We start from the raw sequence: 25,546 nt of genomic DNA, 5'->3' as shown, positions 1-25,546 counted from the left end.
TATGTAATGAATCTTTGTGAAACAGCTCATAATCGGATTGAAAGACTCAAGTTATACTGATCTTATCAGGGAATCACGTGGAAGGGGAGTAAGCTTAGATGGTTGAAATCGATTGTCTGGGAGAAATTTGTCCTGTTCCGGTCATGATGCTGAAGAAGCATCAGCAAGCCATTCGAAGCGGTGAGAAAGTGCTGCTCGTCACGGATCATAGCTGCGCAAGAAATTCGATTACGGAATATTGCGATAAGGCCAATCTGCGCTGCTCCATCCAAGAAGTGATCAATGGCGTATGGGAGATTAGCATCGAAGCGAGCCTGCCAGATTGAAAGCGGCCAATTAAGCAGCGCGACTTCCCTTAACACAATGTATCAATCAAAGTCCGTTCAATATACTGGATCAACTGCTTCGTATCGCGATTCGCTTTTTGATCATTCTTCTTAATCATATGAACCTCATTATGTACCTGAAAATCGCGAATATGGATCGCTTTGAGCTGCTTACTGTAGAGCTCTTTTTTTATGGACATATACGGCAGAAATGCTGCACCATGACCTTTGATTGCCGCCAGCTTCACGGCTTCAATCGAGTCAAGATTGTAGAGAATGTTCAACTTCGCATGATCATCCATCAATGTCCGGGCCAATGTGCGCTGGACGCAGCAGAGCTGTGTCGACCAGATCAAGGGATAACGATGCAACTCTTCGATCACAATCTCATCGGGGCTCGGTCTGGAACTGCTGGTTACGAGGATAACCTGATCGGAGAATACCTGATTGGAGCTAATCCCTGGATTGGAGGATGGGCCAGAGATGAATCCAATATCCCCTTCCTCAAGCAGAATATGCTCCTCAATTTGCGAGCTGAGTGCTTCATTTAATGAAATACGGCAATGAGGAAAATGCCTCTTCACCTCGAATAAAGTACAGGGCAGAGCATAATTGCACACCTCAGGAATGGCATAGATCGATAGTTGGCACTCGGCAGGCTGCAATTGCTCGATCTCTGTAACCATATCCTCATACAGCTTGCAGATTTGATTGGCATATTTCCTGGCAATCACCCCTGCCTCCGTGAGTTTTGCGCCTTTATTGCTCCTTTGCAGCAGCTCTGTCCCAAGTGAAGTCTCCCAGGACTTTAATTGTTGACTGAGCGCGGATTGAGTTATATGAGACTTTTGCGCTGCTTTGGAGATGCTCTTGAGCATGGAAATATCAAGAAATAACTTAAGCGTTTCCAAATTCATCGATATGCTCCTCCTGTTGTCAACCTTTGATCAAAGTATATCATACCTGTCTATGATCAATTTGCCATAAGAAAAACTTATGCAGTATCAAAAAAGCCGATGACCACAGGGTCGAAAAGAATGTTATTATTTTCACATAGTCAATTGACTTCAATGTTGGAGGTGTTCACGAATGGGACAAAACGCTAGTCCCGCAACGAAATCCGCTCGTACCCGGGCACCTAGAAAACCTAAGAAGAGCCAGTTGCCCTTCGCTTTGTTAGCTACGGCTCTCGTCATTGGATTTGGATTTTACCTGCATCATTACAATGACAAGATGGTTGTCTATCTGCTATTTGGGCTTGCATTTGGCGTGATTTTGCAAAGATCAAGATTCTGCTTCACCGCTTCAATGAGAGATCCTTGGATTACGGGGAGTACTTCAGTGACAAGAGCTGTATTAATCGCCTGCTCCATTGCTACTATCGGCTTCACGGCGATCAAGTACGCAGCATTCACAGGAGGAAATCCGATCCCCGGCATGGATAATGTCGGTCAGATCAGTCTGGCTCTGATTGTTGGTGCGGTCATCTTCGGAATCGGGATGGTCATTGCCGGCGGCTGTGCTTCTGGTACGTTGATGCGGGTTGGGGAAGGCTTTACGATGCAAATGCTCGCTTTGCTGTTCTTTGTGATCGGTTCGCTATGGGGAGCACATGATATGGGCTGGTGGCGAGCACATGTCATCAAGGATGCGCCATCCGTATTCCTGCCAGATGTATTTGGCTGGTTAGGTGCTCTACTCATTCAGTTCCTGATCATTCTACTGCTCTATATCGCTTCTGTGAAATGGCAGGAGAAGAAGATGGGCAGTGCGGAATAGGTAAGGATGAAGAAGTATCGATGGCTCCATGATCAAGTATTATTTTTCAATGAAAAGTGAAATTTTTCACAAGTATTTGATATCGACTTGTAACTAGACCTCTATCTGAAGGTACGAATTGAAGAAATGATCAGAAGTATCACAAAAATAAATTAAAGGTGGTAATCAAAATGGCAGAATTTACTTTGGATTGTATGGGAGAAGCTTGTCCGGTTCCTTTGATGAGAACAGAGAAGAAGATGGCAGAATTGAAGGTTGGAGATGTCCTGGTCGTATCCATTGACCATAGCTGCGCAATGAAGAATGTACCAGAGTGGGCCAGAAAGCAGGGGCACAATGTTGAGATCGAGGAAATCGATGACGGAGAATGGGAAATCGTTATTGAGAAGGCCAAATAGGGCTGTGGGATGATAAAAGGGATGGTGATTGAACGGTGAATGCATTTTGGTTGAAAATATCATCTAACCGCTTCTATAAGAAGTTATTGAAGGAGCCGTTTACATACGTCACCGGAGCTGTGCTGCTCGGCGTGTTCGCTACTGCTCACCTCGCCGTGTTTTCTAAAGGCTGGGGTGTCACGAGTGCATTTGCGGATTGGGGAGCCTGGCTGTATCAGCTCGTGGGAGGCAATGTCGATAACTGGGCGTATTTCAGCTCGGAGAAGGCACAGAAGACGCTGTCTAGCGGATTTATGAACGATGGCGGGTCGATCCGCAACTTAGGGATCATTCTCGGGGCGCTATTGGCTACGTTGTTCGCTTCCGAATTCAAACTAAAGAAGATCCGCTCGATGAAGCAGGTATTCGCTGCTATTCTTGGTGGCTTGTTGATGGGTTATGGGGCAAGACTTGCGAACGGCTGTAATATCGGGGCATTATTTACTTCGATTTCCTCGCTCTCGCTGTCCGGCTGGATTTTCTGGGTGTTCTTGTTCATAGGTGCGCTTATCGGTGGTAAATTATTGGCTAAATTTTTCATGTAAGAGGTTGTTTAAAATGTCTGACTTTTTAAACACGCACTGTAACAGTGAGTACAGAAGTTACCCGGGCTGACGAAAGTCAGCCTGTTTCTTTGAACATCATCATTTGTAATGGAGGCTAAGGCATATGGAGAAGAGAACGGAACAGTATGATGTCGTCATTATCGGCGGCGGGGCAGCGGGATTAACAGCGGGAATTTACTGCGGGCGGGCCCGGCTCAAGACGTTGATTCTAGAGAAGACGTTGGTGGGTGGTCTTGCCACGTATACGAATGAGATCGAGAACTACCCCGGCTTTCCTGAGGGAACTACAGGTACAGAACTGATGGGCTTATTCCATAAGCAGGCGAAAAAGTTCGGAGTGGACTTCAAAATGACGGATGTTAAAGCGGTATCGCTGGACGGTGAGATGAAGGTCGTGGAGACGTTCCGCGTCCGTTACGAATGTAAAGCCGTGATCGTCGCTAGTGGTGGGAAGCCAAGACTGACTGGGGCGAAGAACGAGGAGAAGTATCTATACGATAAAGGAATCTCCTTCTGTGCGACTTGTGATGCAGCAGCCAATACGGGTAAGACAGTCATGGTCATCGGCAGCGGGGATGCTGCGATTGAGGAAGGAATCTTCCTGACCAAGTTCGCCGACAAAGTCATCGTCTCCGTTATGCATGATCCTGGCAAAATGGACTGCAATGAGATTGCTCGGAACCAGGCGCTCGACAATCCGAAGATGGAGTTCATGTGGAATACGGTGGTGGACTCTTTTGAGGGAGAGGAACGTCTGGAGACGGTTGTGTTGAAAAATTCAAAAACCGACGAGCTGCAGCCTGTAAAAGTCGATACCTGCTTCTTGTTCATTGGATATATTCCGAATACGGAAATTTTGTCCGGTGTGTTGGAGCTGAATCGGAACGGGTATGTGCTTGTGAATGAGAAGATGGAGACGAATATTCCCGGCGTGTTCGCGGCTGGGGATGTCTGCGATAAATTCCTTAAGCAGGTGGCTACAGCGGTTGGGGATGGAGCAATTGCTGGGTACGGAGTAGAGAAATATATCTCCGAATGCGAGGTATATGAGAATCAGATTCAGAACCACGGGAAGCCTTCGGTCGTCTATTTATGGAATGCTACAGAGCCGGCCTGCCGCGAACTGCTGCCTCTGATCGAGAAGTTCGAACAAGCCCATGCCGCAGAGCTACGGGTGACCAAGGTGGACGTATATAAATCACCTGGACTTGCCGCCAGACTGGGCGTGGACAACATCCCGGCTATTGCTTACTTCAATGAGGGGGAAATGAAAAAGGTGATTACTGGGGGCATCAGCGAAGCGCAGTTAAACGATCTTCTATCCTAAGAGACGAATCATATAGAGAAGAAAAGAGCACGAGCCAGGATGGTTCGTGTTCTTTTATATGATGAAGTATTTACTAGGAAGACGGTTGTTTTTCCGCCGTGGACAGACAAATATTAAATATGTACACTGTGTGAAAACAAAGTTAAAAACCGCGATAATGGTTATCTATCAGTCATCAAAGAATTATGAATGTGATATAATGAAAGCGTAGCCAAAGTGATGGGCTCAGTACATGGCTAGCCTATTTTGTAGGAGGGTGAATGTGATGTTGGAAGGATTCCTCGAGATGCAATCGTTGGTGGCAAAGGCTCATGGACGCATTGAGGCAGACGGCGATCAGCAGTACCATAAAATTGAGTACGGGGTCGAACGCCATCTTCATACGCCGGAACCGTGGGACCGCGACGCAAGACATGAGGAAGAATCTCAGCGCTTCACAATACGCAAATTCTGGTTTTAAATGCTCTATACTTACTTCAGATAGATTACCACTTATACTGCTGCTTCCGCTGACATGTATTTATGCTACGGAGGTGGCTTTTTTTATCTGTATTTTCTTGGAACTGTGATATAATGGCAACATATTGAAGTTAGAGGAAGGGAAGATGGGGATAGATGAAGATTCGGAAAGCGATCATCCCTGCAGCGGGCCTGGGAACCAGATTCCTTCCCGTAACTAAGGCGATGCCGAAGGAAATGCTGCCGATTGTAGACAAGCCTACGATTCAGTACATTGTGGAAGAAGCTGTCGCCTCAGGGATCGAGGATATTATTATCGTTACGGGGAAAGGGAAACGGGCGATCGAGGACCACTTTGATAATTCCTTCGAACTGGAACATAACTTAAGCGAGAAGAAGAAATGGGATCTGCTTGAAGAAGTTCGCAAGTCCTCAGAAATGGCTGATATTCATTATATCCGTCAAAAGGAACCAAAGGGCTTGGGACATGCCATCTGGTGCGCCCGTAAATTTATCGGTGATGAGCCGTTCGCGGTGCTGCTTGGCGATGATATTGTGGAATCCGAGGTTCCGTGCTTGAAGCAAATGATCGATGTATTTGATTATGAACGGGCTTCCGTGGTCGGTGTCCAGCCGGTTCCTTGGGAGGAAGTGTCCAGATATGGAGTGGTCGACGCTTCAGAGCTTCGAGAACGTGTCTATCTGGCCAAGCAATTGGTAGAGAAGCCGCCTGCTGATAAGGCTCCATCTAACCTTGCGATCATGGGCAGATACATACTGACCCCGAAAATATTCGAAATCCTTGGAGAACAGCAGGTTGGCGTTAACGGAGAGATCCAACTTACGGATGCCATCTCCAGGCTTGGAGGATTCGAACGGATCGTAGCCTATAATTTTGAAGGAACTCGGCATGATGTCGGTGAGAAGCTCGGATTCATTAAGACGACGCTCCATTATGCTCTGGAGAACCAGGAGTTGCGTGAGGATTTATTAACTTATATGAAACAGATTGTAGAAGATAAAAAAATCGGCCTCTCTTAGGAGAGGTCGATTTTTTGTCTTGTTGATCAATTTAGAAGATCGCTGCCAATTGGCTAATTTGCTCCTTCATAGATGGATCAATCTGAATTAATTTATCATAGACCACTTGATCGCTCTGTCCGGATTTCTCCAACGCAGCTAGATACCAACGGGCTATTTCCTGGCTAGTGGAGTCGCCGAGATCCTCCTTGATACCGGCTTTCAGAATCGGAGCCGCCGCTTCGGGCTGACCTAGCATGAACTGCATTTTACCGGCATTTAGCGACATCGTCGGAGTTACCTCGAACGGATTCCCTTGCATCTGCCCCTCCGGCAATGTCTTAAGATGCTCGACTCCATCTACGACATGATGGTAAGCAATCAGTCCATCATGGAAGTATTTATCCTTCAGAGCCACGTCCTGTGAGCCTAATGCCTGATAACCCAATTCAAAGGATTGAGCGATCAGTTCCTCATACCAATTCATATCCCATGCGTAACGGCCAGCGTTGTCCTTAAGCACATCATAGGCTTTATCGGTCTCCCCCTTTAGTTTATAGAGGGCCATGAGCTTGGCGTACATGTTTTTGTCGTAAGGCTCTTTTTTCAAAGCGTTGGTAAGAAGATTATATTCCTCATTATAGAAAGCTTCTTCCTTGGTCTGTTCGTAACCGGCTTGGAGCAAGACGCTCATGTTAAGGACAGCATTAGGATGACCACTGCGTTTCTTCAGTGCGTCATCTAGCGGCGCTTTGATCTCCCGGTAATCACCACTGGTTTGCATTAACGTCTGCCCTTTGACGATGGCATTGTTAGCTTGAATGTAGCGGATCGAGGTGAAGATCAGGAAGATGGAGGCGAGCACCATAACAGTACTGTATATGCCGCGCATCGATGAAGCCTTCAGTTTCACTCGATCTGTTGAGCGGTTATCCATGGTCGCTGCCATGCCGCCCAAACCGATAAATACGAGCACTCCTATAAAGACATAGCTCATATTGAAGTCCATCAAACTGTGAATCAAAATTGAAAATACAATAATAAAGTAGATGAAGTATGAATCTCTCTTTTGCTCTTCTGAGCGAATATAACCGCGAATATATTTATAGAAAACAAAAAGTAAAAATCCTAGCATAATGATGAAGCCGAGGATGCCGACTTCTACTAGATATTGCATGATGAAGCTGTGCGCCTGACGGCTGGTGTACGGGTTGTTCTGGTATTTCTCGTAAATGGAAGCCCATGAACCGCCGCCTGCACCAATCACTGGATAATCCTTGAGTACTTTTACAGCATCCTTATAGAAAGTGAAACGTTCCAATACACTATGCTGCTGCAGGTTGATGTTCTCCAGACGTTCGCCGATATTGCCAGGCAGCACATGCTTCAGGTTCGTACCAAGGAGCAGAGCAACGATAACCGCAACTGCTACGACGGAACCGACAGGCAACCACAGATTGCCGAGCTTTTTGGATGCCCATTTATCAGTAGCTCTATCGAGTACTGGAGCAATAAAACGCTGAATCAAGCAAGCTATTACGGCTAGAATGATGGAGGCAGCAAGAATGTAGAACCATCCTTTGGCTGGATCATTAATTTGACCGTTGTGAAACTGCTGCCCAAGATCGGTAACGGGCTTAGCAATTAACAAGGTTCCCAGACCAGCAATGATGCAGTACAGAATCCACAGGAGCTGCTTAGCCGGCTTCAAGAACAGAAGCAGTATGATGAATACGACCGGCAAGAAGACCAGTCCCCCGCGCGACAGGGTAAGTAGAATCGACAGGGCCATCGGCACGAGCATAAAGGCGTGAATGGCCTGAACCCACCATCTCTTGGAGCGTGTAATCGCGAATATAGCTACGAACAAGAAGGCCATCAGAAATGCAGCGTATGTATTCGGATACTGGAACACCGAGGCCAGACGCGGACCATTGGCATCGATCCAGATGGCTTGATTATATTGCCCGTCGAATACGGTTGGCGTAAACCAGCCTACAATCGCTGACACCGTTCTGCCTTGGCCAAGCCAGTTGAACAGACCAAACATGACAATGATGTAAGCGACGGTAATGATGGACGTCTCGATAGCTGTGTTAGCCTGTCTATTTTGCAATAGATAGAGAGCAATGATGAACATAAATGCGTAAAGGAATTGAATTAATACAGCATTCACTGCAAAATAATGCGAAGCCGCTGAGATCAACGCAAGCATATACGTAATGGGAATAAATAGTATCGCAACTGCGGTCCAATCTCTCTGATCATCTAGCTTCATCGTTTTAAAATAGGAACAGACCCATACGATCATCAGCAAGCTGCCGATCAGAACGGCCCAGAGAATCGGTTTCTCAAAATTAAGAACAAGTCCATTAAACAATCCGGCCTGGAAAGGGGACCACACCAGAAACAGAATTAAACCAACCAACAACACCCAAACCGCCGCAGACAAATTTCTCCCTTTTCTCGACTGTGCGGCTTTTTTCCCGTATACTGGATTCGACACGTATTTATCTCCTTTGCTAGTAGATACGTTAGTATTTTAGCATAATGAACAGGGTTGGGGCTAGATTTGATCCATTAAGATATATATCATGAGACTACTCATGCTAAATGGTGGTGTTTCTAATTAATAGATGGTTTTCTAGATATTTATATAAGTTAGCTGTGTACTCTAAACCATTAGCAACTCGTTTTGTATCACAAACAACCAGACAAAAAATAAGAAGAATTTTAATAGGTGGAAGTGTTGCCCCTACAAGTAAAAGTACAGCTCTAACAAGTTCTTATCAATATATAGATGGAATTAATTTGGTGGGCTATTCAAGAGCTGAAATGGGGGTCGGCGAATCTTGTCGAGCGGCTGCTAATAGTCTCCATTGTCTGGAGATTCCTTTTGGAATTATTAATTTTACAGGAAGTAATAGCGCAAGATCGGAAGATATCACTTGGGCACATAAAGAAATAAATAAACCGGAATTTAGTATAAACATATTCCATATCAATGCTCAAGAAATGAAGGACGTTTATACTTATTATGGATCTGCTCTATTTGAAAATAGATATAATATTGGATTTTGGCATTGGGAGTTACCTGATTTTCCGGATGATTGGATTGATAATTTCAACTTTCTTGATGAAGTATGGGTACCTTCGACTTTTGTAGGTGACTCAATATCAATTAAAAGTCCAATTCCAGTTGTTAAAATTCCACATTCAATTGAAGTCAAAATATCAGAGCCTCGTTCTCGTGAGTATTTTGGATTGCCGGATAATAGTTTCTTATTTCTATCAATGTATGATGCTAAAAGCTATCAAGAACGTAAAAATCCAAAAGCTGCAATTAAGGCATTTAAGATGTCATTTGATCCATGGGATACAAGTGTAGGTCTGGTAGTGAAAGCGAACAATCCAAGCGGAAATTCAAATGACATAATGGAAATAAGAAAACTAGTCGGTGACTATCAAAACATATATATAATAGATAAAACGGTTAGCCGAAATGATGTAAATGCATTAATAAATGTAACAGATTGTTTTGTTTCCCTGCATCGGAGCGAGGGGTTTGGGTTGGTGATGGCTGAAGCTATGTATTTGGGGAAACCTGTAATAGGTACTAATTGGTCATCGAATACTGATTTTATGAACCCTAATAATTCTTGTTTAGTGGACTTTCAATTAATTTCTTTAAATAATGACCATGGACCTTATAAAGCTTATCAGCATTGGGCAGACCCTAGTATTCTTCATGCAAGCAAATACATGACACAACTAGTTAGCGATAAGGAATATTATAACCAAATTGCAACTAATGGAGAACAATATATTAAAGAACATCATTCCCCGGAAAAAATTGGTAGGTTAATTAGAAAAAGAATGGATTACATTAAAAAATTTAAATTTGGAGGGTAATATGACAACAACATGTTTGATTCTGGCTGGAGGCAAAGGTGAAAGATTTTGGCCTAAAAGTAGAACTAATCTACCAAAACAGTTTCTAAATATATCAGGTAATAAATCAATGCTTCAACAAACAGTAGATAGACTGCAAAAACTGATGCCAATTGAACAAATTTTTATTATAACCAATGAATCTTATGCTGAATTAATAAAGGCTCAGATTCCAACTCTTCCGTTTGATAATATCATAATTGAACCGATTGGACGAAATACAGCACCATGCGTTGGATTAGCTTCTATAATTATTGAAGAAAAATTTCCAGACAGTTCGATGATTGTTCTTCCTTCCGATCACATCATTAAGAATGAGGACGAGTTTGTAAGTATATTGAAAGCAGCAGTTGAAGTTAGTAAGCAAGATGATAATTTGGTAACACTCGGAATCACTCCTACATATCCGGAAACTGGGTACGGTTATATTGAAAGTACAGATCAAACTATTGAAATAGAGAACCATATTGTATATAAAGTTAATCAATTTGTTGAAAAGCCTGACGAAGCTAGAGCTAAAAAATATGTGGATGCGGGTAATTATTATTGGAATAGCGGGATCTTTGTTTGGAGATTACCGGTTATACGCAACCATATTCGAATGCTAATGCCTCAAATGCATGATTTGCTTGAGAGTATGAAAACATCTTTTATAAATAGTCCAAGAAATGAAGTTATAAAATCGTATTTTCCTAGGATGCCAGATCAATCAATCGATTATGGTATTATGGAAAAGGCAAATAGTATCTATGTTATTCCTTGTGTATTAGGCTGGGATGATGTCGGTAGTTGGACTGCTCTAGAACGAATTAATGATCTGGATGAGAATGGAAATGCTATAAATGGAAATATATTAAGCCTTGATACGAAGCGTTGTATCATTGAAAGTAATGGGAAGCTTATTGCTACATTAGGTGTAGAGGATCTGATCATCGTGGAAACTGATGATGTTACACTGATTTGCAAGAAAGAAAAGGCACAAGAGGTAAAATCTTTGATTAAAGAGTTAAAGGTTCAGAAGTTAGAACAGTACTTATAATTATAATATTAATACTATTTTTAAGGAGATAGAATCATGACAAAGAGTGCACTTATTACTGGAATTACTGGACAAGATGGATCGTATTTAGCGGATTTATTGTTAGAAAAGGGATATAGAGTGTTTGGTTTGCGGAGAAGAACTAGCGTTCCTATTTTAGAGAATATTCAGCATATAGAGAAGGAAATAGAGTTTATTGATGGTGATTTAATGGACTTAAGTTCACTTATTCATGCTGTTAAGATTGCAAATCCTGATGAGGTATATAACCTAGGGGCCCAATCATTTGTGGGTACTTCATGGGATCAACCAATTTTAACAGGGCAAGTTACGGCTTTGAGTGTTACAAATATGTTGGAAGCTATAAGAATCGTAAAACCTTCTGCTCGATACTATCAAGCTTCAAGTAGCGAAATGTTTGGTAAAGTTGTAGAAACACCGCAAAAAGAATCAACTCCTTTTTATCCTAGAAGTCCATATGGGGTTGCTAAGGTTTATGGTCATTGGATGACTGTTAATTATCGCGAAAGTTATAATATGTACGCTTGTTCAGGCATACTCTTTAATCATGAATCACCTCGTCGTGGTATTGAATTCGTAACTCGTAAGATAACTGATGCTGTAGCAAGAATTAAATTAGGTCTTCAAAACGAGCTTAGATTAGGAAACCTAGATGCACTGAGAGATTGGGGATACGCCAAAGATTATGTTGAATGCATGTGGCTAATGTTACAACAAGATAAACCGGATGATTATGTAATAGCGACGGGCGAGACGCATTCAGTTAGAGAGTTCTGTGAAATTGCTTTTGGTCATGTTGGGTTGGATTATCAAAAGTACGTAGTTACTGACCCCAAATTTTTCAGAGCTGCTGAGGTTGATTTGCTCCTGGGAGATCCATCCAAAGCCATCAATAAGTTGGGCTGGACCCCACAGAAAACTACGTTTGAACAGTTAGTTCATCTGATGGTTGATTCAGACTTGGGAAAAGTAAAACGGATTAGTAACTAATTCTATCCGTAGGATGTGATTAATTGAAAGCTCTGATAACAGGAGTTAGTGGATTCGTTGGGACCTACCTGAGTCAAAAGCTGCTTGAAAGTGGTTATGAAGTGGTAGGATTAGCTCGAACTAGGCGCGTAATTGACAATAATATTAATTTCATCTCTTGTGATATTACGGATGAGCTTAGGTTACAGCAAATTCTAAAATCAGAAAAACCAGATGAAATATACCATCTAGCAGGCGCTGCATTTATACCACTAACCTATAAAGAGCCGCAACAGACATACAATACAATTGCTAATGGAACATTATGTTTGTATGAAGCTATGAGAAAAGTTGATTTATTTTCTAAGGTGCTTTATATAGGATCGGGAGCAGTTTATGGTGAAGGGACAGGTATTCCATTCACTGAAAGAGATTCCCTTGAACCTAACAATCCTTATGCAGGGGCAAAAGCTTGTGCGGATTTAATCAGTGATCAATATGTAAAATCTTATAAGATGAATATTGTTAGAGTAAGGCCTTTTAATCATACGGGTCCTGGCCAATCCTCCGCATTTGTATGCTCCAATTTTGCTAAACAAATAGCACAATTGGAGCATGAAGGCAATAACGTTATACACGTGGGTAATATTGATGTGGAAAGAGACTTTTTGGATGTAAGAGATGTGGTAGACGCTTATTATATTTTAATGAAGCAAGGGATAAGCGGTGAAGTGTACAACGTTTCTTCTCAGCAAGCGGTTTCTATTTCGGCTTTGTTGAACTTGCTCTCTTTATATTCTGAGATTGAGTCATTGGAAATTAAAGTTGATAAAAATAAGATAAGACCAAATGAAACTTTGGTGAAAATTGGAGATAGCTCGAAATTAAGATTGGAGACTGGTTGGGAACCCATAAGAGATCTAAAGCAAACGATGGTTGAATTGCTTGAGTATTGGAGGAGATTCAATGCAAGTCTTTATTCTTGAAGGGTGGAACCAGTATTGGATAAAGTAGTAGTTATCGGTGGTGGGGGACATTCTAAAGTAGTTATAGATATACTTCAAAGTGCGGGTACCTATGAGATTGTCGGTTTTACTGATAACTCTGATCAGCAGAGGAGTTTGTGCGGAGTCCCCTATCTAGGCAATGATGAAATTCTCCCAGAATTACTTAATAAAGGGGTTTTAAGGTTTATTGTAGGACTTGGGGACAATAAAGTCAGAAAAATTCTCTTTGAAAAAATACGTACTGTTGGATTTATGCCAGTTAATGCGATTAGTCCATTTGCTCATATATCACCCCATGCAAAGATAGGACAAGGTGTAGTAGTTATGGCTGGGGCAGTTATAAATCCTTATGCAGTTATCAAAGATAATGTGATAATAAATACTTTGTCAGGGATAGATCATGATTGTATTATTGACTCTCATGTTCATATCGCACCGGGCACATCTTTGACTGGTTGTGTAAGGGTGTGCGAAGGAGCGTTTGTTGGTACTGGGAGCAAAATTACACCTAATGTAGAAATCGGAGAATGGTCGGTAATTGGGGCTGGAGCGGTAGTGATTTCAGATATACTACCAGGATCAACAGTAGTTGGAGTACCTGCAAAAAAAATTATTGCTAAGGGATGATTACAATGAAAGTTGCTGAAAGAATAACTCTTGCAAGTCCTGTATTGAATGGTAATGAGAGAGAGTATGTACTTGATTGTATTGACACCGGATGGATTTCCGCTAATGGTAAATATGTTACAAAATTTGAAGAGAAGTTTGCAGAATTTTGCGACGTTAAGCATGCACTTTCTTGTGCTAATGGTACTGTGGCTATACACTTACCTTTATTAGCTTATGGGGTAGGTCAAGGTGATGAAATAATTATTCCCACGTTTACATATATTGCTACGGCAAATGCCGTGAAATATTGTGGTGCAACTCCAGTTTTAGTGGATTGTGAGAATGATTCGTGGAATATAGATCCTAAAAAAATGGAAGAGAAAATTACGCCAAAAACAAAAGGTATTATTGTTGTTCATCTCTATGGACATCCAGTAGATATGGATCCAATTATGGAAATTGCCCAAAAGCATAATCTATTTGTTATAGAAGATGCTGCTGAGGCTCATGGAGCCGAATATAATGGTAAAGTAGTTGGATCAATTGGTGATGTAGGTACTTTCAGCTTTTTTGGAAATAAAGTAATCTCTACTGGTGAAGGTGGTATGATCACTACGAATAATAGTGAATTGGCAGAAAAAATGAGATTGCTTAGAGGCCAGGCAATGGATCCTAAAAAGAGATATTGGTTTAATGAAGTAGGGTATAACTATCGAATGACTAATTTACAAGCAGCAGTTGGATTAGGACAGCTTGAAAATATAGATTGGCATTTGGGACAAAGAAGAAGAGTAGCTGAATCATATATAGTTAAACTTTCTCAATTTAATGATGTTTTTACCCTTCAACCAGAAATGCCGTGGGCAAAGCATACTTATTGGATGGTATCTATATTATTAGCCGACAAGGTGAAGGCTTCTCGTGATGAAATCATGGCGTTACTAGAAGCAGATGGAATTGAAACAAGACCTTTATTCTACCCAATGCATCAGATGCCGCCTTATTATGAAGAGCATTCTAATTATCCTGTTGCCGATCAGATCTCTTCACGCGGATTTAATATACCAACGAACGCTACGCTTACAGATGAGCAAATTGATTATATCTGCAGTAGACTCGTTTTTCATTGTAACAATAATCTATAGGAATAAGTTGTGTGATATTTGGAGGTAAGACTTTGAAGGTCTATATACAAAAGATATATCAAACTCGATTCTTTTGGTCTCATTTAGTCAGAGCTGAACTGAAAAATAAATTTAGACGATCAAAGTTGGGGATACTATGGACGTTTATGAATCCATTGCTGCTTACTGCTTTGATGTCTACTGTTTTTGGTACAGTATTTAATATGTCATTTGCAGATTATGCTCCTTATGTATTATCGGGATTAATTGTTTGGGAGCTAATTAGCTCTTCTTTTATTGGTGGTGGATATTCGATTATGACTGGCGAACAATACATTCGCCAGTTTAATCATCCTGTAATTATCTATACCTTAAGGTCTGCGCTAGTCTTTACAATTACGTTTAGTATTGCGATGCTGTCGCTTGGAATCTGGATGTTGATCGTTAGCCCTGCAAATGTTATTTTGGGGATTATTACACTTCCGTTGACAATACTATTGTATTTCTGTTTATCTTGGGCTATTACAACTATTGCGGGATTTACTAATGCCAAATATCGTGATTACCCCCAAGTAATAGCTTTAGTGATCCAAGCAGTATGGTACGTTTCTCCTGTCTTTTTTAAAAAAGATATGTTCACTTCCAATCCTGCTTTGGCTGCATTCTTTCATTACAATCCCATTACTCATCTTCTTAACCTCATTAGAAATCCATTTTTATACGGGGTAATGCCGGATGCTACAGACTATCTGTTTACATTAGGGACAATAGCTGTTTTTGGTTTATGGGCTGGGAAAATTTATAAAGATAATCATAAAAAAGTTATATTTTATTTATAATATATAAAATATTTGAGGAAGAAAACTATGGACAATTATTATGTTCGAATGGAAAATGTTGATCTCTATTATCCATCTCATATCTATAATGCGACTACTTTAAAACAAGAAGTATTTTCACTTTTAAAATTGCAGAAAAAGAAAGAAAAATTAGATGATGTACATGCCCTAAAGAATTTTAACCTTTACATTAAAGAAGGTGAAAAGCTAGGGGTTATTGGCCATAACGGTGCTGGAAAAAGTACGTTATTAAAGACTATAGGTGGAATCTACCCAATTAAATCAGGTCAATTAGAGGTCAAGGGTGAAATTCGATCTTTATTCGATTTGGCGCTTGGCTTTGATTTGGAATCCACCGGCAGAGAAAATATTATGTATCGGGGTCTGCTTCTTGGGGAAACACCGAAGAGGATAAAACAGCAAGAACAAGAGATCATAAATTTTGCCGAATTAGGAGAATTTATAGATTACCCTATTCGTTCCTATTCTTCCGGCATGCTTATCCGCTTGGCATTTGCAATATCCACATCCATTGACGGGGAAATTCTACTTCTTGATGAAGTAATCGGTGCGGGAGACGCCGCTTTTGCTGTCAAGGCTAAAGAAAGAATGATGGGATTGATGGGTAAGGCAAAAATACTGGTTTTGGTTTCGCATGATTTAAAAACAATCGAGGAAGTTTGTAATCGCGTAATTTTATTGAAAAATGGGCGGATTATAAAAGATGGGAAGCCAAGCGAAGTTATAGAGGAGTATCAAAATAGTTTTAAATGAAGTTGGGGGTAACTATGAAAAAACGAAGATTATTATGGATTTTAAATCATGATACGCTTAGCAGATTTGAACTTCCTTTAATACAAGATTTGGGTTTTGAAATATTCACACCCAAAATAGCACCTAAAAATATATTAGAACGCAGTGGATCTGTAACATATAAATATGATGAAACCCTAACTATTCCCGATCACGAATTAGAATTACTAAATCAATATAACTTTTATGAAAATGAACAAATGCCTTTTATTATTAAAAACATTATTAATACACACTTTGATGTAGCACTAATAATGTTTGATTTTTACGCGTTGAAAAATTTAATAGATAATTTCGAAGGTCAAATATTTGCAAGAGCATTCGGATTATTTGAAAATTTGAACTATTCCAAAATCACTAGGGATTTTTACGGTGAAAGTTATTTTTATAATTTTGAAAAAAGTAAGGATAGAATTTGGTTTTCTGAATGCTATGACAATATTTCAAAAAATGAATCAGGAATATTTAAAGAAAAAGCCATCTATATGCCTCTTGGTTTGCCTGAGGAATTTTATAGTATAGAAAACCAGTGGATTGGAAATGTGGATGAAATTTTATTTTTTTGCACGAGAATTAATTACAATAAGGAATCAAAAGAAGTTTATAAACGATTTATAAAAGACTTTAAAGACTTTGATTTTATTATTGCAGGTAATCAACCAGTTAAAGTGGAGGATAAGCGTGTTACAGGCTTTCTTGAACGTGAGGAGTTGAATGATTTATTCAAAACCCGCAAAGTTATGTATTATCATTCTACTTATCCCAGACACTTACATTATCACCCTTTGGAGGCAATGATAGCTGGAATGCCTGTAATTTATTTAAAAGGAGGATTATTAAGCATATTAGGTGGCGAACGGCAAACAGGATGCTGTAAAGATCTTAATGAAGCTAGAGTAAAAATTAAAAGAATTCTTGATGGTGATCAGGAACTTATTGAAATGATCAAAAGGGATCAAAGTGAAATTCTTTACAAATTTTCATATGAATTTAACAAAAAAAAATGGACCGAGAATTTTTTGCCCATTGTTGAACGCTATGAAAAAAAACAGCTCATAAGTAAAACAACAGCCGTATTTTTATCTAATGTACAAAATGAGTCTCATCTTTTAGATTATATCGAATTGGCGGAGAAGCTGAATTCCGGAATTAAACAATTAAATTCTAACAATCAAATAATATTAAACTTGCCGGCTAGAAAGTATACTAAAGGTAGAGAAATTGTTAATTTTTTACAATATGTTATGGATACAAGAGAGTATTCCATAAAAGAAATTACTGCAAATGAGGTTAAAGAATCAGTATCGCTAATGTTTCGGGATGAGCCATTATGGTTTAGCAAATATGCTCTGCCGGTAGATTATGCCCAGAACTATATTGAATGCGATTATTGGCTTTTTTTCTTCGATAACATTGAATTACCGATTGCACCGATCAAACCGTATGGGGTATTAGTTGAAAATATTGGTGAAAAATACTATGGAAATCTCTCTAGAACGGTAATTTCCAATTTGAAAAATGCCTACTTTATTCTTACTTTCTCAGAGGAAACTAAAAATAATTTGGTAAAATATTTGGGTGTTTATGAAGAAAATATAATAGTTATTCCATCCTCTGAAATTGAAAGTAGATATGAATTGCCGAATATAAAATCGGATTATGTATTAATTGAAATGGATGCAACAAAACATAATGATGTAAATGATTTTTTGGGAATAATAGAGTCCTATTATAAAATTGGTAACGTTGAGGAAAAAATAAATATTGTACTCAATAACTGTACAACGGAATTATTTCAAGAACTAGCCAATAAGATTCAAGACTCTAAATATGTAAAACAGCAAATCACACTGTTTATGGATGTTCCCGCTAGTGAATACGATATATTATACGCTCATGCTAAAATAATTATTATTCCTCATAACGTCGAGGGTATAACATTTAAAATATCAAAGGCAGCTGCATGCTCCAAAAAGATATTTTTAAATGATTTTTTGTTTTATAAAGACATAGTGGATGATGAAAATGACTCCATTGTATATGAACCCTTCCTGGCTGATAAGTATATTTTATTCAATTTACTTGAGGGAATAAATTCAAAAAACGAAGGGCACAAACACAATGATAATAGAAAAATTGTTTCCCCAAACAAATTGACTGAGATCTGGAGGAGGTTGGTATGAAAAAAATAGGAGTCTTCTTAGGTTTCCAACCAGGTGTAAACTTGGCGAATGAAGGGATAGGTAGGTTACTGGCTTTTTTGTTAAAGGAGAATTCCACCAGACCCTTTGTCTTGTATAGTCCTTCATGGCTCCAAGAATCAATTATAAATTTATTAGATGATAACAATGTTCCAACTGACAACATTGAAATAATCTATTTAAAAAAGTACCCAATAGGCGTGCGGATAAAACAATTTATTTCCGATAGAAAAAATAAGAAGAAGGTTCAACGTGAAAGAAAACTTCGCGAGAGGGTTAAGCGTTTCGTACTAAGAACAGTCAGTGATTTGGTGACAGATTTTTTCTCTACGTCAACCGTTACTCTCATATTATTAAAAACAATTATATATCTAATTATTGCTGTGATTTTATTACCAATTTTCATGGTATTTGTAGTTTTATATCTTGCATTTCTGCTGATGGAAAAAGTGTCAGGATATTTAATTCGAGGAATCCAGGGGATAAACCAACGAAGTGGATTTCTAAATAAAATTAAGAAAGTTGTATCAAAAGGTATGAGTGGTTTATATCAAAAAGTACTGGATTCGGAACTTCAGAGATTGACCAGATTAATAAATAGTCGAAATGAAATTGATGTTTGTTTCATCCCTTCTATGGTATGGCCACAAATTAAAGATTTAAAATGTAAGAAAGTATTGGCTGCACCTGATATTGTGTTTTACGATTTTCCTACTCAATTTCCTGGAGTATCTGGCATTCATAACCGAATTCGTAAGAGCATTTCTGCTGCGGACAGTATTATTTGCTACAGTGAGCATGTCAAACAACATCATTTAATAAATATCTGTGGGGTTGAGGCAGAAAAAATTACAGTTATTAAGCATGCTAACGTAGACATGAGTGCGCATATAAAGGTATCCAAATCAATTGAAAAATATCTATCCCCTATAATGAATGCGAAGGAAATGGTTAAAATATACAGTAATACCAAATTTTATCCAGGGGATATTTTATATAAAACGGATATAAGTCGCTTTGATTACTTGGTATATTCCTCACAATTCAGACCTCACAAAAATATATTCAATTTAATAAAAGCGATAAAAATAATTAATGTTGATAGGCAAAAAAACGTTAAATTAATTCTGACTGGGAATATTACTTGTGTAGACTATATTCAAAAATATATTCAAGAAAATCACCTGGCAAATGATATTCTTATGTTTTACGATTTGCCGTCTGAAGTTTTGGCCTCCATTAATAGTCTTGCAAAATGTTCGGTGAACCCAACTCTTTTTGAAGGGGGATTTCCGTTTACATTTTCAGAGGCATATTCAGTTGGGACACCTTCAATTATGAGTGATATCCCTGTAGTTAGGGCTGAAATTTCCAATAGAGATTTGTCAGCAAAAATGTTATTTAATCCTTATAACCCTCATTCAATTGCAGATAAAATAATGTGGGGAATTGAGAATAGGGATGCATTATTTAAAGAACAGGCAGCATTGTATGAAAAATTTAGCGAACGAACTTGGAAACAAGTAGTTCTTGAATACAATAATGTATTTAGTAAAACAATATCAGGGTGAAATTATGAGAAAACTATCTTTCGTATTTATAGTATTATTCTTCTCTTTCAATGTATCTATTTTCCAGTTACCAGGATACGCTAAATCCGAAAATGATGTGGAAATAAAAGTGTTATCGGGAAGAGAACAGTTTACGTCATCATTCGATTTTACTGTGAACATAAAGTATCTTAACCAGGACTTGTATAATGAAAAAAATTTCTTATCGTTTCATTTTTATGATGTGAATGGGAATGAAATCCTTTGGGAAGGCGAAAGGATTCCTTTTAAGCTCGAAAATGATGGAGAAACAATGGTTTCATTTTCATTAAATCTTAATGACTATCCTATCGTTAAAGATTTGAAGAGTGGTTATTTGCAATTCGATATCATTGATGAAAAGAATGCTTATTGGTTCTCAACAAGTAATGAGATTCGCTTTTTTGCGGATAAAATAAATTACGATGAGAGCTTTTTAAAACAATTTGTGGTCACCTTAAAATCTGCAATAACTAATAAACCTGCTATTTTTCTTATTAATAGTGTCTGTCTAGCTGTTTTCATTTTTTTCTTAATTAGATTAAAAAGGGCTGCCCGATCAGAATGAAATGTCAATATCATGCTTTTTATAGCTTCTATAAACTAATCCAGAAGAAACTTACTTCTGATTTAGCGAGATTAGTATTGTATTATGCTTCCTATGCAGGAGAAGAAAAGAGGGATGTTAGTTGTACAGGTTGACCAATTTTTACAATAGCAGATGGTTTAATGTTGCCTTATTCATCATGTTCTTATGTCTGCCATTTTTAATTTACTGGGATCTGTTCATTTCTAATAAAAGCTTGGTTTCAGGGGATGGAATTCAGTATTATTCGCTAAAGTCATTAATAAAGTTTTCTTTGGCCCAGGGAGAATTTCCGCTTTGGAACAAATATCTGGCTAATGGCACCCCATTTGCTTCAGATTTTACAAATAACGCTTTTTATCCTTTTGCTATTATATTATCATTGCTTCCTTTTAAGTTGTTTATATATTCGTATTATGCACTTCATTTGGCTATCGGTTCCTTCTTTACTTATTTATTCATTAAAGAACTTGGGTGCGGCAAGATAGCAGCCTTATGCACGGCTTTGATTTATGAGCTATCCATTCATATGGGAGGATACCGTAAAGAGCATATTACTATTTTAGCTACTATTATATATTTACCAGTGATTCTCTATTTCATACAAAAATACATGAATACTAGAAGTAAAAAATGGTTGCTGTTCTCATCCGTAGCAATGGCATTTCAATTTTACGTCGCGTTTATTCAAGATGTTGTGTATACAGATATTGCAGTTGGCATTTTTTTCTTAATTATGGCTATTCACAATAGAATGACAATTAAAAAAGTGATAGCCGATGGACTGGTTTGGGTAGGGAGCTATTTTGGATTAATAGCTTTCCAACTTCTACCCACCGTGCAGCTCGTTCGTGAATATGCAGGGAATGGGGCTGCTTCAGCCTCTATCGACTATTTTCAGTTCTATTCGATTCATTTTTCGAAACTGGCAATGATGTTGTTCCCGCGTATTTTTGGAGAAAATGTATTTGATTCGTTTGGAGCCTATTTCTCGTCGGGGTTTGATATCGAATTATTTTTGGGGGTATTTGTGTTTCTAATCCTTTTGTTCGGCATCATTCGATATTTTTCTGATTTTCGAGTGAAGGTATCGCTTGGGATGATGATAGGAGTTTTCCTTTTTTCTGCTAGCACCCACATTCCACTTCTAAGCGAATTGCTTTATCGAATTCCAGGGATAAATGGCTTTCGGGTTCCATCACGTTCATTGTTTATTTTTATATTCTTTGCTTTGGTATTGTTTGCTGTTACACTATCGAAACTAAGAATGGTAGAACAAATGAAAAAAATATACACCTTTTCAAGGTGGTTCGTTTTGGGGACCTGTGCTTTACTTGGTTGCGCTTTATTTGCAAATACAGCTAATCTAATGTCGGATTCAAATTTTGATGGCGCAATAGCTTTTTACCAGTATTTTAAGACTGCATTTTTACCAGGACTGGTTGCTTTGTTTTCAGCATTTATTATTTTTTATGTTATGCAAAAATGGAGCAAAAAGTGGTCTAAAGAACAATATAAAAAAGCCTATGGATGTCTTGGGGTAGTCATCGTATTAGTAACCTTTTTGGAAACTTACTCGTATAGCACAGTCTCCTATGCTAGAAATATAGATGATTTTGTTTTAAAGGATGAAGCCAGTCAGTTTATTTCAGATAATGTTGGTGACTTTAAGGTTTGGGACGCATCCGTGACTCCCAGTAACATCACCAATATAAATGCGAACTTGTTTAAAGGTTTTTCTAGCATTAATGCTTACATTCCTTTTAATAATCCTCGGCTATACAAGCTCTTTTCCAATACTGATAATCAAGTACCACTTAACAATACTGGACTCCTAAGGATTTTTCCTAATGCTGAAAATAACTTGGTGGAGCACAACGACTTGTTAAGTATGTTGGGAATCAAGTATATTATTGATTCTGGCAATCTGGTGGCGGAAGAGACAGAAACGAAAAAGATAGTAAAGTGGGCTAATACTATCTATAAAAATGATAGTATTTTAGTGCCGGATTCTACAGGCGAAATATTTGTTTACTCACAGCCTGTGGAAATTAAGCCGAATACCTTTTACAAGGTAAAGTTCAACTTGGAATCGGTTGGGCCACAAAGTCTGTTCTATGTAGATTTCTATGGCGGAGAAAAATATGACTTGGAAGAACAGCAAAAAGTATTTAATATTCAACCCGGTGCTTCGCATTACTCAGCGGTAATATACTCAGGAGATACCACTGGAATAGACGAAATTAACTTAAGGATAGTTTCCACGCCTACGTCCGACATGCAAATAACTGATTTCAGTTTAGTGGAAGCTGAGATGCAAATACAGGAACATGTATACAAACCTGTTTTTGTTGAAGGACCAGATCGGATTTTTGAGAATACTAATGCAAAGGATATCTTATATGCTCCGCAAGAGACACAATCTATTGAGAATGCAAGTGAAATTTATACAAATCGATTTGATTATGACCTTAGTAATGTAAGCTATGTGGAAAATTTCAAAAACATGGACTTGAAGCATGCGAATACTACCATTTCCGACGAAAACTTCAAGAACAACAGCATCAGTGCAAAAGTGCATTCTGACAAGCCATCTTTTATAAATTTCTCCCAAAACTATTATCCGGGCTGGAAAGCAAAAGTGAATGGAAAGGAAACACCCATATATATGGTTAACGGTCTTATTCAAGGAATTGAGGTTCCAGCGGGTGATTCTGAAATAAAGTTCTACTTTTATCCAAAAGTTCTTTTTGTGGGCGGGTTTATTACGTTGCTCACACTAGGAAGTATGGTCTATTTGATTTTTCGAGGAAGTCGTGAAAAGAAAGTTTTATGAAAAAGTTGCGCTATTCTTTGATAATGTGTTTTTTATAATAGCAACAAAAAGGAGCTATTAATATTCAAACTTTAAAAGAACTTTTTAAAAAAAGTGCTGTGAAATTCCTGATTATTGGATTTCTTAACACTATTGTAAGCTTTCTGACGTTTGCTTTACTGCTTCATTTTATTAACCTTAATTATATAATAGCTTTAGTACTTTCATATTCAGTTGGAGTAATTCATAGTTATTTATGGAATTTATATTGGACATTTAGCCAAAAAGAAAGTAGTTTCAAAAGTGTAGGGAGATTTATAATCGTTTATATATTAACATTCTTAGTGAATTTACTTATTCTTTATTTATTAGTTGACTTTATGATGTTTAATAAGTTCATTTCACAGGGCGTCGCATTATTTGTGACAACTTTAATCAGCTATTTTGGACATAAATATTGGAGTTTTAGAATTGGTATGGTGCCAAAAGGAGAGGGAAAATGAATAAAATGCAAGGGAATATAATTTATGTAAAAAGCTGCAATAGATATTTGGTCACTACTAATAAGGATTATTTATACGGTTATTCTTTATCTACGAATCGACTTGGATATATTCCTGATGATTATACTATGGAATTAATAAGCCCGAAATTCGACGTCCCATTCTATCTAGATATACGTGAAAAGATCAGTTTTAATAAAGATGATATCGAAGTATGTTCAGAAATAAGTCCAAAAGAACTAGAAAAAGTCATGAGACTAGAAATTCTACAGAATGTTGAAGAATACCATACTTTGTTTCATATAAAGGAACAAAATGTTGAGAGTTCGGCTCCTATTGTTTATGGCGGACGAGTTTATGATGAACAAGAAATGAGAAATCTTGTCGATTCTTCGCTTGATTTCTGGCTTACAGCAGGCAGATATCATAAGCAATTCGAAAAAGAATTTGCAGAGTTTCTAGGAGTAAGGTATGCTTTGTTAACTAATTCTGGATCATCGGCTAATTTATTGGCCATTTCAGCCTTGACTTCTCCAAAATTAAAAGAGAAGCGTATTATGCCGGGAGATGAAGTAATCACTGTTGCGGCAGGATTTCCCACTACGGTCGGCCCTATAGTTCAAAATAAGGCAATTCCAGTTTTTGTTGATGTTGAGTTGGGGACATATAACATTATTGCTGATCGTATCGAAGATGCTATCACGCCAAAGACAAAGGCAATTATGATTGCTCATACCATGGGAAATCCATTTGAATTGGATAAAGTACTTGAGATTGCAAACAAGTATGACTTGTGGGTAGTTGAAGATAACTGTGATGCTCTAGGATCTACATATAATGGTAAGTTAACCGGGACACATGGTCATATCGGAACATCAAGTTTTTACCCTCCTCATCATATGACGATGGGAGAAGGCGGAGCTGTATATACAAATAACGCATTATTAAAGACAATCATAGAATCTTTCAGAGATTGGGGACGAGATTGCTGGTGTCCATCAGGATGTGATAATACATGCGGTAAACGGTTCGGTTGGGAACTAGGCTCATTACCATATGGATATGATCATAAGTACACTTATTCTCATATAGGTTACAATTTAAGAGTTACAGACATGCAGGCTGCTGTTGGTGTTGCACAATTAAAGAAAGTACCTAAGTTTGCTCAGGCTAGAAAGAAGAACTTTAATCGATTATATGAAGGCTTGAAAGAGTTAGGAGATTATTTTATCTTGCCAAGGGCAACTAATAATTCAGATCCGAGCTGGTTTGGATTTATACTGACTGTACGCGATGGAGCCCCTTTTACCAAGAATGAGATTGTGAATTATTTGGAACAAAACCGAGTTCAAACTCGCATGCTCTTTGCCGGTAATTTAATTCGTCAACCAGCATACCAAGGGGTTGAATATAGAGTGCACGGTGATCTAGCTAACACGGATAAAATATTGCAAGATACATTCTTGGTGGGTGTCTATCCGGGATTAACCGATGTAATGATAGATTATGTTATCGAAACGATAAAAGAATTTATTCTTTCAAAAATAGCTAATTAGGGGGGCTTTA

23 protein-coding genes are annotated in these 25,546 nt (G+C 38.4%); 21 read left to right on the top strand and 2 right to left on the bottom strand.

Annotated elements, in window-relative coordinates; genetic code table 11:
- Positions 1-98 precede the first annotated feature (98 nt).
- On the top strand, positions 99-326 hold the full coding sequence (locus EI981_RS25935; protein WP_127003152.1) for a sulfurtransferase TusA family protein: 228 nt from the start codon (positions 99-101) through the stop codon (positions 324-326).
- Between the two features lie 29 nt (positions 327-355).
- On the opposite strand, the gene EI981_RS25930 is transcribed toward EI981_RS25935, so the two are convergent.
- Positions 356-1,243 carry a LysR family transcriptional regulator gene (locus EI981_RS25930; protein WP_127003150.1) on the bottom strand — a complete coding sequence of 296 codons (888 nt, stop codon included), beginning with the start codon at positions 1,241-1,243 and terminating at the stop codon, positions 356-358.
- Between the two features lie 172 nt (positions 1,244-1,415).
- On the opposite strand from EI981_RS25930, the gene EI981_RS25925 reads away from it, so the two are divergent.
- From EI981_RS25925 to galU, 6 genes are all read left to right on the top strand, one after another.
- The gene (locus EI981_RS25925; protein ID WP_193556408.1) at positions 1,416-2,105 is read left to right on the top strand and encodes a YeeE/YedE thiosulfate transporter family protein; all 690 of its coding nucleotides are present in this window, start codon (positions 1,416-1,418) and stop codon (positions 2,103-2,105) included.
- Positions 2,106-2,275: 170 nt separating this feature from the next.
- Positions 2,276-2,503: a sulfurtransferase TusA family protein gene (locus tag EI981_RS25920; RefSeq protein ID WP_127003148.1), complete on the top strand. Its 228-nt coding sequence runs from the start codon at positions 2,276-2,278 to the stop codon at positions 2,501-2,503.
- A gap of 35 nt (positions 2,504-2,538) precedes the next feature.
- Entirely contained in the window at positions 2,539-3,087 is a 549-nt protein-coding gene (locus tag EI981_RS25915) for a YeeE/YedE thiosulfate transporter family protein (protein WP_193556407.1), read from the top strand.
- A 124-nt stretch (positions 3,088-3,211) separates the two neighbouring features.
- A complete protein-coding gene (locus tag EI981_RS25910; RefSeq protein WP_127003146.1) occupies positions 3,212-4,435 on the top strand; it encodes an FAD-dependent oxidoreductase in 1,224 nt (407 codons plus the stop codon).
- A 265-nt stretch (positions 4,436-4,700) separates the two neighbouring features.
- The gene (locus EI981_RS25905; protein WP_227011942.1) at positions 4,701-4,895 is read left to right on the top strand and encodes a hypothetical protein; all 195 of its coding nucleotides are present in this window, start codon (positions 4,701-4,703) and stop codon (positions 4,893-4,895) included.
- Positions 4,896-5,050: 155 nt separating this feature from the next.
- Complete coding sequence (galU, locus tag EI981_RS25900) at positions 5,051-5,935, top strand: UTP--glucose-1-phosphate uridylyltransferase GalU (RefSeq protein WP_127003142.1); 885 nt, start codon at positions 5,051-5,053, stop codon at positions 5,933-5,935.
- Between the two features lie 31 nt (positions 5,936-5,966).
- Here the strand turns inward: galU and EI981_RS25895 are convergent, their stop codons facing one another.
- Positions 5,967-8,420 carry an O-antigen ligase family protein gene (locus tag EI981_RS25895; protein WP_127003140.1) on the bottom strand — a complete coding sequence of 818 codons (2,454 nt, stop codon included), beginning with the start codon at positions 8,418-8,420 and terminating at the stop codon, positions 5,967-5,969.
- 161 nt (positions 8,421-8,581) lie between these two features.
- Between EI981_RS25895 and EI981_RS25890 the strand changes: the two genes are divergently transcribed.
- From EI981_RS25890 to rfbH, 14 genes are all read left to right on the top strand, one after another.
- Positions 8,582-9,826 carry a glycosyltransferase gene (locus EI981_RS25890; protein WP_227011592.1) on the top strand — a complete coding sequence of 415 codons (1,245 nt, stop codon included), beginning with the start codon at positions 8,582-8,584 and terminating at the stop codon, positions 9,824-9,826.
- A 1-nt stretch (position 9,827) separates the two neighbouring features.
- Positions 9,828-10,904 (top strand): mannose-1-phosphate guanylyltransferase, encoded by a 1,077-nt coding sequence (locus EI981_RS25885; RefSeq protein ID WP_127003136.1) that lies wholly within the window; start codon positions 9,828-9,830, stop codon positions 10,902-10,904.
- Positions 10,905-10,940: 36 nt separating this feature from the next.
- On the top strand, positions 10,941-11,915 hold the full coding sequence (gene gmd / locus EI981_RS25880; protein ID WP_127003134.1) for a GDP-mannose 4,6-dehydratase: 975 nt from the start codon (positions 10,941-10,943) through the stop codon (positions 11,913-11,915).
- 23 nt (positions 11,916-11,938) lie between these two features.
- Entirely contained in the window at positions 11,939-12,880 is a 942-nt protein-coding gene (locus EI981_RS25875; RefSeq protein WP_127003132.1) for a GDP-mannose 4,6-dehydratase, read from the top strand.
- 15 nt (positions 12,881-12,895) lie between these two features.
- Positions 12,896-13,528 carry an acetyltransferase gene (locus tag EI981_RS25870; RefSeq protein ID WP_162616276.1) on the top strand — a complete coding sequence of 211 codons (633 nt, stop codon included), beginning with the start codon at positions 12,896-12,898 and terminating at the stop codon, positions 13,526-13,528.
- A 5-nt stretch (positions 13,529-13,533) separates the two neighbouring features.
- Complete coding sequence (locus tag EI981_RS25865; protein WP_127003128.1) at positions 13,534-14,655, top strand: DegT/DnrJ/EryC1/StrS family aminotransferase; 1,122 nt, start codon at positions 13,534-13,536, stop codon at positions 14,653-14,655.
- 11 nt (positions 14,656-14,666) lie between these two features.
- Complete coding sequence (locus EI981_RS25860) at positions 14,667-15,473, top strand: ABC transporter permease (RefSeq protein ID WP_227011591.1); 807 nt, start codon at positions 14,667-14,669, stop codon at positions 15,471-15,473.
- A gap of 27 nt (positions 15,474-15,500) precedes the next feature.
- Positions 15,501-16,247, top strand: a complete 747-nt coding sequence (locus EI981_RS25855) for an ABC transporter ATP-binding protein (RefSeq protein WP_127003124.1) — start codon at positions 15,501-15,503, stop codon at positions 16,245-16,247.
- A gap of 14 nt (positions 16,248-16,261) precedes the next feature.
- Complete coding sequence (locus EI981_RS25850; protein ID WP_127003122.1) at positions 16,262-18,469, top strand: glycosyltransferase family protein; 2,208 nt, start codon at positions 16,262-16,264, stop codon at positions 18,467-18,469.
- The gene (locus EI981_RS25845; RefSeq protein ID WP_127003120.1) at positions 18,466-20,058 is read left to right on the top strand and encodes a glycosyltransferase; all 1,593 of its coding nucleotides are present in this window, start codon (positions 18,466-18,468) and stop codon (positions 20,056-20,058) included. Before EI981_RS25850 ends, EI981_RS25845 begins: the two co-directional genes overlap by 4 nt.
- 4 nt (positions 20,059-20,062) lie before the next feature.
- Entirely contained in the window at positions 20,063-20,644 is a 582-nt protein-coding gene (locus tag EI981_RS25840; protein WP_127003118.1) for a hypothetical protein, read from the top strand.
- Positions 20,645-20,774: 130 nt separating this feature from the next.
- Positions 20,775-23,498, top strand: a complete 2,724-nt coding sequence (locus EI981_RS25835) for a YfhO family protein (RefSeq protein ID WP_162616273.1) — start codon at positions 20,775-20,777, stop codon at positions 23,496-23,498.
- Positions 23,499-23,596: 98 nt separating this feature from the next.
- Entirely contained in the window at positions 23,597-23,980 is a 384-nt protein-coding gene (locus tag EI981_RS30305) for a GtrA family protein (protein ID WP_162616272.1), read from the top strand.
- Positions 23,977-25,536 (top strand): lipopolysaccharide biosynthesis protein RfbH, encoded by a 1,560-nt coding sequence (rfbH, locus tag EI981_RS25825; protein WP_227011590.1) that lies wholly within the window; start codon positions 23,977-23,979, stop codon positions 25,534-25,536. The genes EI981_RS30305 and rfbH overlap by 4 nt, the downstream gene beginning before the upstream one ends.
- Positions 25,537-25,546 lie beyond the last annotated feature (10 nt).

This window comes from Paenibacillus lutimineralis (assembly GCF_003991425.1).
Taxonomy (GTDB): domain Bacteria; phylum Bacillota; class Bacilli; order Paenibacillales; family Paenibacillaceae; genus Fontibacillus; species Fontibacillus lutimineralis.
The sequence above is the reverse complement of the archived record's forward strand: the minus strand, read 5'-3'. Positions and strand labels throughout refer to the sequence as shown.

Coding starts and splice junctions, on each gene's coding strand:
- EI981_RS25845 (WP_127003120.1), top strand. CDS start 18,466: ATGAAAAAAATAGGAGTCTTCTTAGGTTTCCAACCAGGTGTAAACTTG.
- EI981_RS25935 (WP_127003152.1), top strand. CDS start 99: ATGGTTGAAATCGATTGTCTGGGAGAAATTTGTCCTGTTCCGGTCATG.
- EI981_RS25850 (WP_127003122.1), top strand. CDS start 16,262: ATGAAAAAACGAAGATTATTATGGATTTTAAATCATGATACGCTTAGC.
- EI981_RS25840 (WP_127003118.1), top strand. CDS start 20,063: ATGAGAAAACTATCTTTCGTATTTATAGTATTATTCTTCTCTTTCAAT.
- EI981_RS25920 (WP_127003148.1), top strand. CDS start 2,276: ATGGCAGAATTTACTTTGGATTGTATGGGAGAAGCTTGTCCGGTTCCT.
- EI981_RS25865 (WP_127003128.1), top strand. CDS start 13,534: ATGAAAGTTGCTGAAAGAATAACTCTTGCAAGTCCTGTATTGAATGGT.
- EI981_RS25930 (WP_127003150.1), bottom strand. CDS start 1,243: ATGAATTTGGAAACGCTTAAGTTATTTCTTGATATTTCCATGCTCAAG.
- gmd (WP_127003134.1), top strand. CDS start 10,941: ATGACAAAGAGTGCACTTATTACTGGAATTACTGGACAAGATGGATCG.
- EI981_RS25885 (WP_127003136.1), top strand. CDS start 9,828: ATGACAACAACATGTTTGATTCTGGCTGGAGGCAAAGGTGAAAGATTT.
- EI981_RS25910 (WP_127003146.1), top strand. CDS start 3,212: ATGGAGAAGAGAACGGAACAGTATGATGTCGTCATTATCGGCGGCGGG.
- EI981_RS25905 (WP_227011942.1), top strand. CDS start 4,701: ATGTTGGAAGGATTCCTCGAGATGCAATCGTTGGTGGCAAAGGCTCAT.
- galU (WP_127003142.1), top strand. CDS start 5,051: ATGAAGATTCGGAAAGCGATCATCCCTGCAGCGGGCCTGGGAACCAGA.
- EI981_RS25855 (WP_127003124.1), top strand. CDS start 15,501: ATGGACAATTATTATGTTCGAATGGAAAATGTTGATCTCTATTATCCA.
- rfbH (WP_227011590.1), top strand. CDS start 23,977: ATGAATAAAATGCAAGGGAATATAATTTATGTAAAAAGCTGCAATAGA.
- EI981_RS25925 (WP_193556408.1), top strand. CDS start 1,416: ATGGGACAAAACGCTAGTCCCGCAACGAAATCCGCTCGTACCCGGGCA.